The sequence below is a fragment of the Phycisphaerae bacterium genome, from assembly GCA_017999985.1.
Classification (GTDB): domain Bacteria; phylum Planctomycetota; class Phycisphaerae; order UBA1845; family Fen-1342; genus JAGNKU01.
Map to the genome: position 1 here is coordinate 219,811 of JAGNKU010000002.1, position 12,819 is coordinate 232,629.

The window sequence follows — 12,819 nt, forward strand, 5'->3', positions numbered from 1 at the left end:
TTCGTGCGCATCGTGGCGACGATCATCGTTGTGCTGGCGTTGACCACGGCGGGTTGGTACGGCTATCGGACGTGGCTGTTGCCCACCGCGCCGGTGACCTACAAGACCGCGGAGGTGAAGCGCGGGACAGTCGTCTCCACGGTCTCGGCGACAGGCACGGTGGAGCCGCTGCTGAAGGTGCTGGTCGGGTCACAGGTCAGCGGCACCGTGACGCGCTGGTACGCCGACTTCAATGACAAGGTCGCGAAGGACTTCGTGCTCGCCGAGCTCGACCAGGACCGCTTCAAGGCGCAGCTCGAACAGCGCAAAGCAGCCGTGTCGGTCGCCCGGGCCCGCGTGGAGGAGCAGCGCGCCCTGCTCTCCACCGCGACGCTCGAGCGCGAACGGATCGAGCAGGCCTTCACCCGCAACGCGGCCTCGGAATACGAGGTGCAATCGACCAAGGCGGCCGAGGCCGCCGCGACGGCGTCCCTGCATGCCGCCGAGGCCCAACTGGAAGCCGCGGAAGCGGACGCCCGCATGGCGGCGATCGAGCTCGAAAAAACGATTATCAAGTCGCCGATCGACGGGGTGGTGATCTCGCGGGACGTGGACGCGGGACAGACGGTGGCGGCGTCGCTGTCGGCCCCGACGCTGTTCACGATCGCCAACGACCTGACGAAGATGCGGGTAAACGCGAACGTCAGCGAAACCGATATCGGCAACGTGCGCGAGGGGATGGCGGCCGAGTTTCGCGTGGATGCCTTCCCGGGGCGGCGATTCCGCGGCACAGTGTCGCAGGTGCGCTACGCGGAAACCGTGGTGGACAATGTGGTCACGTACACCACGCTCATCGACGTCGAGAACCCCGATCTTTCACTGCGGCCGGGCATGACCGCGACCATCCTGTTCGAGGTGGCCAAGGCCGACGACGTGCTCATGGTGCCCAATGCCGCCCTGCGCTTCAATCCGCAGGCCGCGGCGGAGGCGGCGCAGGTGGATTGGCGCCGCCCGGGGCGCGGCCAGCCGATTCAGCCGCGGGTCTTCCGCCTGGAGGGTGCGCAGCCGGTCGAGGTCGCGGTCGAGCTGGGCCTCAACGACGGCAGCTTCACCGAGGTGAAAGCGGAGGGGTTGAAGGAAGGCGACGCTCTGGTCGTCGAGCAGGTGCTGAACGCGAAGGCCCGCCTGCCGGCCGCCACACAGCGGATGCCGAGGATGTAGTGGACACGCCCCTGATCGACATTCGCGACGCGTGGAAATCGTACCACATCGAGGAGGTGGAGATCCCCGCGGTGCGCGGCGTGTCGCTCGCCATTCCAACCAGCCAGTTTGTGGCCGTCACCGGCGCGAGCGGCTCCGGGAAATCCACGTTTATGCACCTGGTCGGCTGTCTCGACCAGCTCGACCGCGGGCAGTACTTCTTCGAAGGCCAGCCGATCGAGCGCCTGTCGCGACGGCAACTCGCGGCGCTGCGCAATCGGCGCATCGGGTTTGTCTTCCAGAGCTTCAACCTGCTGGCGCGCACGTCCATCGTGGACAACGTGGCTTTGCCGCTCGCGTACCAGGGCATCGGGCGGCGTGAGCGCCGCCGCCGGGCCACCGAGGTACTCGAACGCGTCGGCCTGGGCGACCGGTTGAAGCACCATCCGAATCAGCTTTCCGGCGGGCAGCAGCAGCGCGTGGCCGTCGCGCGGGCGCTGGTCACGCGGCCCGCGGTCGTGCTCGCGGACGAGCCGACCGGGAACCTGGACAGCCGTACCAGCCTGGAGCTCATGACGCTCCTCCAGACGATGAACCGCGAGCAGGGCATCAGCATCGTGCTGGTCACGCATGAAGCGGACATCGCCGCGTTTGGCGAGCGGCAGGTCGTGTTTCGTGACGGTTGCATCGTCCGTGACAGCCACAACCCGGTAGGCGAGGCGGCGTAGACCATGAGCCCACTGACCGTCATCGCCGAATCGCTGCACAGCCTGGGCAAGAACAAGGTCCGCACCGCACTCTCGATCCTCGGCATCGTGATCGGGATCGGGGCGGTCATCGCCATGGTCGCCGTCGCGACCGGCGCGCAGCGCAAGGTCGAGCGCGAGATCGCCGCCATCGGCGACGACTGGCTCACGATCTGGTACATGGGCGAGACGCGCGGCGGCGTGCATCGCGACCAGGCGACGCCGCTGAACATGACCCGCGACGATGCCGAGGCCATCGTGCGCGAGTGCCCCGCCGTGCGGGCGGCCTCGCCGACCAACCGCGTCCCCGCACAAGTGATCTCCCAGTATGGCAACTACCGCTCCGGCGTGATGGGCGTCTACCCGAGCTTCTTCGACATCCGCCGCTGGAATTGCTCCGTCGGCCGCTGCTTCGACTACGAAGAGATGGCCATGAACGCGAAGGTCTGCTGCATCGGGTCGACGGCCGCGCGCGAGCTGTTCGGCGCGGTGCCGCCGGTGGGGCAGACGATTCGCGTGAACCGCGTCGCGTTCGAGGTGATCGGACTGTTGGAGTCGAAGGGCGTCGGCAGCGACGGCCGCGACTTCGACGACATCATCCTCTTCCCGTTCACGTCGTTTCAACGCCTGATTGCGGGCAACGAGCCTTCGGGCACGCTCTTCGCGGCGGCGAAGCCCGGGGTGCCCCTCGCGGAGGCCAAGAAGCAGATCCGCGATCTGCTGCGGCAGCGCCGCCGGCTCGGGGACACGGACGAAGACACCTTTCGGATCATGGACCGGTCGCTGATGGCCCAGGCCAACGCCGAAGCCACCCGGACCTTCAACCTGCTGCTGACGTCCATCGCGTCGATCTCGTTGATCGTCGGCGGCGTCGGCATCATGAACATCATGCTCGTGTCGGTGACGGAGCGCACGCGCGAAATCGGGTTGCGCATGGCAATCGGCGCCAACGGGCTGCACGTCCTCGGGCAGTTCCTGTGCGAGGCGGTCGTGCTCTGCGCGATCGGCGGACTGTTCGGCTTCGCCGCCGGCTGGGGCGTGGCCAACGTCGTGTCGCAGCGGCTGGGCTGGGAGACCGAGGTGTCGTACTGGATGGCCGCGGTGGCGATCGCCTTTGCGACCGGTGTCGGGCTGTTCTTCGGGTTCTATCCAGCCTGGCGCGCCAGCCGGCTGAATCCCATCGACGCGCTGCGGTTCGAGTAATGCGCCACGCTCGACCCTCCCCCCGCCCCCTCGCTGCGAGGGAGCGGAGTTCATCCGAGCACGCGGCAAACTTCGTCTTCCGTGGTGAGGTTCGCATCGACCAGGCGCTGCGCGTCGGCGCGCAATGAGCCCGGGGACAACGCCGGCTGGGCCAGTGCCGCTACGTCCGCGCCGTCCAGGATCGCCTGCCGCAGCGCCGCCGACAGCGTCACGCAGTGCCCGATCGCGGTCCGCCCGGCATAGCCGCTGCCGAGACAGCGTGGGCAATCCATCCGCCCCGCCCTACCGACGCAATCGGGGCACACAGTGCGCAGCAACCGTTGCGCCAGCACCGCGTGCAGCGTGCTGGTGATCTGGTACGCCGGCAGGCCCATCTCGCGCAGCCGCACGATCGCTTCCGCCGGCGAGCCACTGTGCATCGTGGACAGCAGGAGGTGGCCCGTGAGCGCCGCCTCGACGACCAGCCGGGCCGTCTCGGCGTCGCGGACCTCGCCGATCATCAACACCTGCGGGTCCTGGCGGAGCAGGCTGCGCAGCGCCACCGGGTATGTCAGCCCGCGCTCCGGCTGCACCTCGACCTGCGTGATCCCATCCAGCCGAATCTCGACCGGATCCTCCAGCGAGATGATGCTCACCCCCGGCCGCTGGGCCAGGATGCGCTGCAGCAAGGCATGCAACGTCGTGGTCTTGCCGCTGCCCGCCGGGCCACAAACGAGCAGCAGCCCCTGCGGTTGCGACAGCAGCGCCTCCAACCGGGCAATCAGGGCCAGCGCGTGCCCCAACTCATCCAGCGTCCGCGCGCGCACCGTCTCGCCCAGCAAGCGCAGCACCACGCGCTCGCCGTAGATCGTCGGAAACGTCGCCACGCGAATATCGCACCGCGGCAGACCCGGCACGTTGGCGATGCTCCCCTCCTGCGGCAGATCGGACCGGTACGTCAACAGGCCGGCCATGACTTTCAGCCGGGCGACAACGTTGGGCGCGATCGCCGCCGGCACATCCTCAACGTCGGTCAGCAGCGCATCGACCCGAAACCGCACGCGCAACCCGGTCCGCCCCGGCTCGAAGTGCACGTCGCTTGCCCGGGCCGCCAGCGCCCGCCGCAGCAGCTCATTAACCAGCTCAACCACGCCCTCGGCAGGAGTCTGTGCCATCGGTATTCCGTGACCTCCGGCGGCCGCGCGCCGGCGCACGCCGCCACAGAGTTATACGCGAAACAGCGCGCCGAGACGTTTTCCGAGCGCCAAAGATGCACCGATGATGGTCGCCGTCAGGATGATCATGCCCCACACGCCCAACGCCGCCGCCATCTGCAGTCCGACTTCGGGATTGTCGGTGATGTCGTAGATCGCCTTGGTCATGGGGTAGGCGCCCTTGTCGAACGCCAGAATCAGGCTGTCCGAGACCTCCAGCATGGAGCGGCTGAACACCAGCAACCCGCCCGCGATGAAGTTCGCCGTCAGCAGCGGCACCGTGATCCGCAGCATGGTCCGCAGCGGCCCGGCCCCGAGGTTGATCGCCGCTTCTTCCAGCGCTTCCGATGCCTGCTCCAGCCCCGCCGCGCACGACCGGACCTGGAACGGCAGCCGGCGGACCGCGTACGCGATCACCAGCAGCGGCGTCGGATCGTGCTTGAGGGGGTTGAGGAACTCGAGCGGCGTTTCGCCCTGGGTCATCACGAAATAGCCGAACGCCATCACGAGCCCCGGCACCGCCAACGGCAGCATCGCCAGGCTGTCGAGCAGCGCGGTCAGCCACGAACGTCGGCGAACAACGAGGTACGCGATCGCGAAGCCGAGCACCAGGTCGACCACCGTCGCGATGATCGAGTACTTGAAGCTGTTGACGACGCTGACCGCGGCCATGCCGCGCCCGGGCTCGCCCAGTGCCACGACGTCGTGCAGCAGCGTGGCGTGGAAGCGCCAGGTGAGTTTTTCCGGTGAGAGCTCGATGACGCCGGTCGAGGTGAGGCTGCCGAGCACGACCGCGATGTGCGGCAGAACGGCGACGACGAACACCAGCGCGAACGGCAGCGTGACGAGCAGTGTGCCTCGCCAGCCCAGCCGCTGCGGCGCGCTCGCGACCGTCGCCTTCGCCATCATCCCTGGCACCGGTCGACCGAGGATGAGCTTCCCGACCAGGTAGAGGACGACGCTGACAACCAGCATGACGGTGACGAGGGCGTAGGCCTCGCCGGTCGGGTTGGTCGTGCTCAACTGGTCGAAGACCTGCACGGCGGTCACGTCGCGGTAGCCTACCATGAGCGGCGTGCCCAACTCGGTGAAGGCCCAGATGAAGACGATCGTCGAACCGGCGAAGATGCCCGGGCGCATCAGCGGCAACGTGATCCGCCAGAAACGCCGCCAGCCGCCGGAGCCGAGGTTGCGAGCGGCCTCGTCGAGCGCGGGGTCGATGTTCGCCAGGGCCGCCTGGACGTTCAGGAATGTAATTGGGTACAGATAAAGGGCTTCCAGCACGACGCAGGACCAGAACGGGTACTGGAGCCAGTCGATCGGGTTGCCTGGGTCGATCCAGCCCCAGTGCGCCAGCAGCAGGTTGAGACCGCCGTTACGCGAGAGCAGCCCCTTCATCCCGATGGCCCCGACGAACGGCGGCAGGATCATCGGCACCTGGACCAGGGCGAGCCACCAGCGCTTGCCGGCGAAGTTGAAACGCTCGGCCAGCATCACCAGCGGAATTGAAATGACCAGGCATAGTAGGGTTGAGAAGCCCGCCAGCCAGACGCTGTTCCAGAGCCCCTCCATGTACGCCGAGTAGCTGAAAACATCCTCGAACCACACGAGCGTGAAGCCCCCCGCGTCGTCCTCGAACCCTGCCCGCACGACGGCCCAGATGGGCGCAAGCAGCACGGCGGCCAGCACGGCCAGGAGCAGCAGTGTCAGACTCAGGGACGGCAACCGACGGCGCATCGCGGGCGGATTTCCTCAGGTGCGCGGACACATAAACGGGGGGTCACTATAGAGGATGCAATCCGAGTTGTCCCGCCAGTACACACCGGGTGGTTTAGGCGTCCCGCCCGTCGAACGGACGGACAAGATGCCCGTACCACCCGATTGAGGATGCCCGTACCACCCATTTCGGGATCGCCGTACCATGCGTCCGGCGACCGTCCGCGGACATCAGACTATGTCGGCGTCGGCGGCAGAGCCGTCCCTGGAGGGATACTCGGCGGCATGCCGGGGCCTTGGGGTCGGACCCACACCTGGAACCGGCGTCGACCCAGCAACTCCCCCCCACTCAGCAGCTCGAATGCGTACTGCCCGGCCTCGGGGATTTTCACGCCCTGCATGGCAAAGAGCAGGTCCACGACCGCCAGCGGGTCCGGGGCCTCTACCGCGCCCTTGCCGCTGAACAGCACGGCATCGTCGGAGTCGCGCACGAGCCGGATTTCCAGCTCCACCCGGCCCACGATTTCCGTCACCGAAGCGAGGATCGCCAACTGGTGAATCGCCATGGGCACCTTCGGCACGAGGATCGTGTTGAAGATGCCGATGGCGCTCTTCTTGTTGCTCAGCTTGTCATCGATAACCTGGTCGCAGACCAGGATCGAGACCAGCGTTGGGACCGCAGCCGGTTTGTGTTCGGTCATGGCGTTCTCCCACGTCCATGTATGATAACGGGTCGGCGGCAGCGCGCCTGCCGCGCGGGTGGGTTCACCGGCGCGCGCTGGCCGCGTACAATGTTGTGCTCCGCCGCGCCACGGAGGCGTGGCGCCGAACTGGGTCCGAACCCGGCCCGCCCGTGGGGCCGTACTACCGGTCATGAGGCGATACGCACCTGGCATCCGCTGGACGCTTGGACTGCTCGTGCTGGCGTGCGCGCCGGCGCTCGTCGCCCAGCCGAGTGTCGAACTGAAGGTCAACAGTCGCGAGCAGCATGCCGGGGAGGCGTTCACTGTCGCGATCGAAATCACCAACTTCCAGTCCTGCGAGCCGCCGAAGCTGCCGGAACTGGCCAACGCCACCGTCCGCGATCTGGGCGGCGCGTCCGACTTCGAGCAGACGTCCATCATCAATGGCCGCGTGACGCACTCGCGCTCCCGCACGTATTCGTTTGAGGTCACCCCGACAGCCGTGGGCGAACTTGTCATCCCCGCCGTCCCCGTCACGGTGGATGGCCAGGCGTTCAGGACGCGCCCCGTGACGCTGACCGTCCGGCCCAGCGATGCCGGCCAGCTCTGCCTCGCCGACATCGTGACCGGCCGCAGCCGCCTGTACGTCGGGCAGCGGGTGCCCATCACGCTCACCCTCTGGATCAAGCCCGCCCGCTACGGCAACCAGATCCTCGACGCCGGCACCATGCTCCGCCAGATCCGGCCGATCGAGTTTGGCCCGTTCCCGCTGCAGATCAGCAACGACCCGCGCCGCGCGCGGCCGCGTCCCGGGGGTGACCCGCAAGAGCTCTTTTATGCGTACGAATTCACGATCCAGTTCGTCGCCGAACGACCGGGTCCGCTGACCTTCGACAACATTGAGATCGGCGTCGATTACCCGACGCGCGGTGGCATTCGCAACCTCCGCATCCGGCCAACCATCGAGTCCGTCGAAGTGCTACCGGTTCCCATGGAGGGCCGCCCCGCGGACTTCAACGGCGCAGTTGGACTATTCGACATCCGGGTGGGGGCCCAGCCGCGGACCGTTCGCGTGGGTGATCCCATCGAAGTGACCGTCGATCTGCTCGGAGAAGGCCCTGTCGAGACGCTGCCCCCGCCGCTGCTCAGCAGCAACGCCGCGCTCGTCGAGGGCTTCCGCCTGCCCACCGAGCTGTTGACAGGCGAGGTGTTCGAGGGCCGGCGGCGGTTTCGCTTCACCGTCCGCGCCAAGCGGGATGATGTGCGTGAGATTCCGTCCATCGCCTACCCCTATTTCGATCCGGACGCGGAGCGCTTCGTGGTCGCCCGCAGCAAGCCGATCGCGCTCGAAGTGCTGCCGTCGGCGGAAGTCTCCGCCCCGGATGTCGCCGTGCCGCGTGCGCCGACTCCCGCGCCGGACGCGACGAATCTGCAGGCACTCGACGGCCTGCGCGACGTCGAGACCAGCGAACTGGCGTTGCTGAGCAGCCCGGCGATCATCACGCCGCGCGCGGTTGCCATCGCTGCGTTCGCGCCGCCGGCCATCGCCTTCGCCGCCTGGGCCGGCCTGGTGTTCGTGCAACGCCGGTCGGCGGACCCCGCCCGGCTGCGGCGCCGCGCGGCCCTGCGTACCGCCCGCCGGCGCATAGACCAGGCGCGCAGCTACGCCGGCCCCGCGCTCGCCAGCGAAATCACAGCGGCGCTCGCCGGCTACCTGGCCGACCGCTTCAACGAGCCCCCGGCCCGTTTCGCGGGGGCCGCGGCGCTTGAATTCCTGCAGGGTTGTGGCGTCCGGACCCAGCTGCTTGCGCAGTGGTCGGCGGTAATTCAGCGTTGCGAAGAAGCCGCGTTTGCCGGCGCCGCCCCGGCGGCCGGCGATGAGTTATGCACCCAGGCGGTTGCCTGTCTCCGGGCGTTGGAGCGGGAGCGACTATGACGGGCTGCGCGAGCGTGGTTCCAGGTAGCGTCTGCCAACTTCCCTCCTTCCCTGGGAGGGGGCAGGGGAAACGTTTGATCTCCCGGCATCTCGCGTGCGTCGGGCTTCTCGCGTTGCTCGTCGTCACCCTGTTCGTTTCCCCCGTTCAGGCGGACTCACTCCCCCCGGCCCGCCAGCGCGAAATCCTCCGCGACGCCTTGCAGGCCTACGACCAGGCTGTCGCCATTGCTCGCCAAGATCCCACGCAGGCCGCTGACCTGTATCGCCAGTCCGCCGACGGGTTCCAGGCGCTCCGCGACGCCGGCCTGTGCAACGCCGGCCTAGAGTACAACCTCGGTAATGTCTACTTCCGCCTCGGCGATGTCGGGCGTGCAATTGTGCATTACCGCCGCGCCGTCGCGCTCGACCCCGGCGACGAGCGACTGGCCGCGAACCTTCGCTATGCCCGCGACCGCGTGGAGCCGCGCATCACGGCCAGCGGCGAGACACGCCTCGCGCGGCAGATCCTCTTCTGGCACTACAACACGTCTGCGACCGGCCGCTTCTGGGCATTGTCGCTGCTGTCCATCCTCGGTTGGCCACTTTTGTTCGCCGGCGTCCACTGGCGGAAACGCACACTCTGGATTCCCGGCGCGCTGGCTGCGGCGTTCGCACTCGCCGCGGCGGCGTCACTGAGCTGGCAGATTCACGACGAGGGCGTGCGTCCGCCGGCGGTGGTCGTCGCGGAAACGCACCTGCGACTGGGTCGTGGCGAAGGTTCCGATCTCGCGTTGAAGCAGCCGCTCGGCCGGGGTGTCGAGCTGCGCATCCTCCAGCAAGTTGGCGATTGGGCGGAAGTCCGGTTGCCCAACGATCAGACCGGCTGGGTGCAGGCGGGCGCGCTCGAACGCGTCTAGTCGCTGCGCCGCGTAACAAGGGAACGGGGTAACAAGGTGATAATGCGGGCCACTTCGCGCCCGTTGAGGGTGATTCATGCCGCCCGCCGTGCGCAGGGCGTGAATCTGCGCACGGGGCACACTTTGTTACGTTGTTGCCTTGTCACCTTGTCACGTTGTTGCGCCCGCTACAGCTCGTATTGGCTCCGCTCCTCGTCCGCGAGGATGTCCGCGAGCCGCATACGGACGTAGTCCACGTCGATCGTGACGTCCTTGTTCGCCGCATCGGACGCGTTGAAAGCGATCTCCTCAACGACCTTTTCGACAATCGTGTACAGCCGGCGGGCGCCGATGTTCTCCAGGATCTGGTTCGCGCGGAACGCCATCTGCGCCATCTCGACGATCGCCTCGTCGGTGAACTTCAGCGTCACACCCTCGGCCTGCATCAGCGCGACCTGCTGCTTGATCAGCGCGTTCTCCGGCTCCGTCAGGATGCGGTAGTAGTCCTCCGCGGCCAGGTCGGACAGCTCGACGCGGAGCGGAAACCGACCCTGCAGCTCGGGCATCAGGTCGCTCGGACGTGCCTGCGTGAACGCCCCCGCCGCGATGAAGAGGATGTGATCGGTCCGCACCATGCCGTAGCGCGTGCTGATGCTGGTCCCCTCGACCAGCGGCAGCAAATCGCGCTGCACGCCGCTGCGTGAAACCTCCGGCCCGGAGCCTTCCGTCAGCCCACTGCCGCAGATCTTGTCCAGCTCATCCAGGAAGACCATGCCCGACTCTTCGCAGTGCCGGATCGCGCCGTGGTGCAGCGCATCCTGGTCGATCAGCCGGTCGATCTCCTGCTGCGTCATCAGCTCGAGCGCCTCGGGCACGGACATCCGCCGGCGGTGGCCGCGCGACGGGATGATCTTCTCCAGGAAGTGATCGAACTCCGGTCCCATCTGGTCGAGCCCCATCGTGGCCATCACGTGCGACGGCACCATGCGCTCGTCCACGTGCACGTCCACGCTGCGCTCCGCCAGCCCGCCCGCCTGAAGCTGCTGCCGCAGCTTCTCGCGTGTCCGCTGCCGACGTTCAGCCTGCTCATCGCCGCCACCCTCGCCGGCATCCATGCCCGGCAGCAACTGGTCGAGAACGCGGTCTTCCGCCGCCTGCACGGCCCGCTCGCGGACGCTGCGGGCGGCGCGCTCGCGTTCCATCGCCACCGCCCGCTCGACCAGGTCGCGGACGATGCTATCCACGTCGCGGCCGACATAGCCCACTTCAGTGAACTTCGTCGCCTCGACCTTGATGAACGGTGCGGCGACGAGCTGCGCCAGCCGCCGCGCAATCTCCGTCTTGCCGACGCCGGTCGGGCCAATCATCAGGATGTTCTTCGGGCAGACGTCGTTGCGCAGGGACTTCGGCAGTTGGAGGCGGCGCCAGCGGTTGCGGATCGCAATCGCCACGGCGCGCTTCGCGTCCTCCTGGCCGATGATGTACCGGTCGAGGGCGGCCACGATCTGGCGGGGTGTCAGCTCAGTCATCCGGGTTGCTTTCTGTCGGCGGTGCACGGCTCGTGCCGGCCCAACGCCCGGAGCTTATCATAGCCCGCCGCGCCATCGGCCGCCAATTCGCGCGCGGCCCCGCGACAGGTTTGCCCGCCGGCCGTACAATACGATGCTCGGCGGCGCGTCGTGCGCCACGGCAGGGACGTTGCAGCATGGCACTCGAAGACATCCGTTCGAAGTTTCCGATCACGCGGCGGTACAACTTCCAGGACCACGCGGGAGTGGCCCCGCTGTCCGGACCGGCCGCGGACGCGCTGGCGGCGTACGCCCGCGAGCTGTCCGAGTCGGCGTACCTCCACGGGACGTACTACCGCGCCCTCGACCACGTGCGCCAGGCGGCGGCCCGGCTGATCAACGCCCACGCCGATGAAATCACTTTCATCAAGAACACGTGCGAGGGCATCAACTACGTCGCCAACGGCATCCCGTGGGTTACCGGCGACAACGTCGTGTCGAACACGATGGAGTTCCCGGCCAACGTCTACCCGTGGATGAACCTCGAGCACCGCGGCGTCGGCATGAAGATCGTCTCGGAGGAGGACGGCCGCGTGCCGTTCGACCGCCTGGCGGCCGCGATCGACAAGCGGACGCGGGTGGTGGCCGTGTCCGCGGTCCAGTGGAGCAACGGCTTCCGGACGGACCTGACGCGGCTGGGCGAACTTTGCAAGAACAAGGGCGTACTGCTGTGTGTGGACGCCATCCAGGCGCTCGGCGTGCACCCGCTCGACGTCCGGGCGATGAACATCGACTTCCTGGCCGCCGACGGGCACAAGTGGCTGTGTGGCCCCGACGGCGCCGGACTCTTCTATTGCCGCCGCGAACTGATCGGCCACCTGCGCCCCAGCGAACCGGGTTACCTCTGCATGAAGCAGGATTTTGACACCCGCGAGCGCAAGATTGATTACCGCGACGACGCCCGGCGATTCGACAGCGGCGCGTACAACGTGGCCGGCATCTGTGCCCTGGGCGCGTCACTGAACCTGCTGCTGGAAACGGGCATCGAAGAGATACAACGCCGGATTAAGCAGCTCACGGACCAGCTCGTCGAGGGTCTGCGGCGCAAGGGGTGGAAGATCGCCAGCCCGCGGACGCCCAGCGAGTGGAGCGGCATTGTCTCCTTTGCGTCGGATAAGCACGATATGGTCATGCTGCAGCGGCACTTGCGCGAGGAGTTCAAGATTGTCGTCGCCCGCCGATTGGGACGGCTGCGCGCGAGCCCGCACTTTTACAACTCGGCCGAGGAGGTCGAGCAACTGGTGGCCGCGCTGCCTGGGCACTAGGCGCGGGGCAAAAACTATCGGCTGTTGCCGCCCCCGCTTGAAAAGTCATGGGGGTCGATAGGTATAATTAATTAGCGGCGACGTTTGTGCTGGGTAAGTCGCCCCGGAATGAAGCGATGAAGAAGACCGCCCTCATGATCCGCTGTGTGCCCCGCTACGGCTACGCGAACACGGAAGTTCGCACGATCGACCTCGACATCCCGCGCGACGCCGAGGAAACGGTCCTGCGTGACGCCCTGACGTTCTACTTCGCCTCCCGCGGGATCAGCGACGCGCTGTACGACATCAGCGTGGATGACGACGGGTTCTTCGCCGTGATCAATGACGAGGCGTACGAGACGCCCTGGGGTCGCCCGCTGCTGTAGGTCCAACTCCCCTCCTCTTCGAGAGGGGAAAGGGGTGTGTCAAACCGCGGTCGCATCCGCCCGGCTTGGCTTGCGCTGACCCGGCCCCGT

General features: G+C 67.4%; 11 protein-coding genes. 7 read left to right on the forward strand and 4 right to left on the reverse strand.

The window, feature by feature from the left end; translation table 11 throughout:
• Positions 1-3 precede the first annotated feature (3 nt).
• From KA383_04465 to KA383_04475, 3 genes are read left to right on the forward strand one after another with little or no spacing between them, the layout of a single operon-like run.
• Complete coding sequence (locus tag KA383_04465) at positions 4-1,200, forward strand: efflux RND transporter periplasmic adaptor subunit (protein MBP7745362.1); 1,197 nt, start codon at positions 4-6, stop codon at positions 1,198-1,200.
• Positions 1,200-1,907, forward strand: coding sequence for an ABC transporter ATP-binding protein (locus KA383_04470; GenBank protein ID MBP7745363.1), 708 nt, complete (start codon positions 1,200-1,202; stop codon positions 1,905-1,907). Before KA383_04465 ends, KA383_04470 begins: the two co-directional genes overlap by 1 nt.
• A gap of 3 nt (positions 1,908-1,910) precedes the next feature.
• On the forward strand, positions 1,911-3,128 hold the full coding sequence (locus tag KA383_04475; GenBank protein ID MBP7745364.1) for an ABC transporter permease: 1,218 nt from the start codon (positions 1,911-1,913) through the stop codon (positions 3,126-3,128).
• Between the two features lie 50 nt (positions 3,129-3,178).
• Here KA383_04475 and KA383_04480 read toward each other — a convergent pair whose 3' ends face one another.
• From KA383_04480 to KA383_04490, 3 genes are all read right to left on the reverse strand, one after another.
• Complete coding sequence (locus KA383_04480) at positions 3,179-4,282, reverse strand: type II/IV secretion system protein (GenBank protein ID MBP7745365.1); 1,104 nt, start codon at positions 4,280-4,282, stop codon at positions 3,179-3,181.
• A gap of 51 nt (positions 4,283-4,333) precedes the next feature.
• On the reverse strand, positions 4,334-6,058 hold the full coding sequence (locus tag KA383_04485; protein ID MBP7745366.1) for an iron ABC transporter permease: 1,725 nt from the start codon (positions 6,056-6,058) through the stop codon (positions 4,334-4,336).
• A gap of 215 nt (positions 6,059-6,273) precedes the next feature.
• Positions 6,274-6,738 carry a hypothetical protein gene (locus KA383_04490; protein ID MBP7745367.1) on the reverse strand — a complete coding sequence of 155 codons (465 nt, stop codon included), beginning with the start codon at positions 6,736-6,738 and terminating at the stop codon, positions 6,274-6,276.
• A gap of 172 nt (positions 6,739-6,910) precedes the next feature.
• Here KA383_04490 and KA383_04495 point away from each other — a divergent pair, with 172 nt between their 5' ends.
• Both KA383_04495 and KA383_04500 read left to right on the forward strand, forming a co-directional pair.
• Entirely contained in the window at positions 6,911-8,656 is a 1,746-nt protein-coding gene (locus KA383_04495; protein MBP7745368.1) for a BatD family protein, read from the forward strand.
• 74 nt (positions 8,657-8,730) lie between these two features.
• The gene (locus KA383_04500) at positions 8,731-9,552 is read left to right on the forward strand and encodes a tetratricopeptide repeat protein (GenBank protein ID MBP7745369.1); all 822 of its coding nucleotides are present in this window, start codon (positions 8,731-8,733) and stop codon (positions 9,550-9,552) included.
• A gap of 167 nt (positions 9,553-9,719) precedes the next feature.
• On the opposite strand, the gene hslU is transcribed toward KA383_04500, so the two are convergent.
• Positions 9,720-11,060 (reverse strand): ATP-dependent protease ATPase subunit HslU, encoded by a 1,341-nt coding sequence (hslU, locus tag KA383_04505; GenBank protein ID MBP7745370.1) that lies wholly within the window; start codon positions 11,058-11,060, stop codon positions 9,720-9,722.
• 176 nt (positions 11,061-11,236) lie between these two features.
• Between hslU and KA383_04510 the strand changes: the two genes are divergently transcribed.
• Together KA383_04510 and KA383_04515 are read left to right on the forward strand one after the other, a co-directional pair.
• Positions 11,237-12,364 (forward strand): aminotransferase class V-fold PLP-dependent enzyme, encoded by a 1,128-nt coding sequence (locus KA383_04510; protein MBP7745371.1) that lies wholly within the window; start codon positions 11,237-11,239, stop codon positions 12,362-12,364.
• 116 nt (positions 12,365-12,480) lie between these two features.
• Positions 12,481-12,729 (forward strand): hypothetical protein, encoded by a 249-nt coding sequence (locus KA383_04515; protein ID MBP7745372.1) that lies wholly within the window; start codon positions 12,481-12,483, stop codon positions 12,727-12,729.
• The last annotated feature ends 90 nt before the right edge of the window (positions 12,730-12,819 follow it).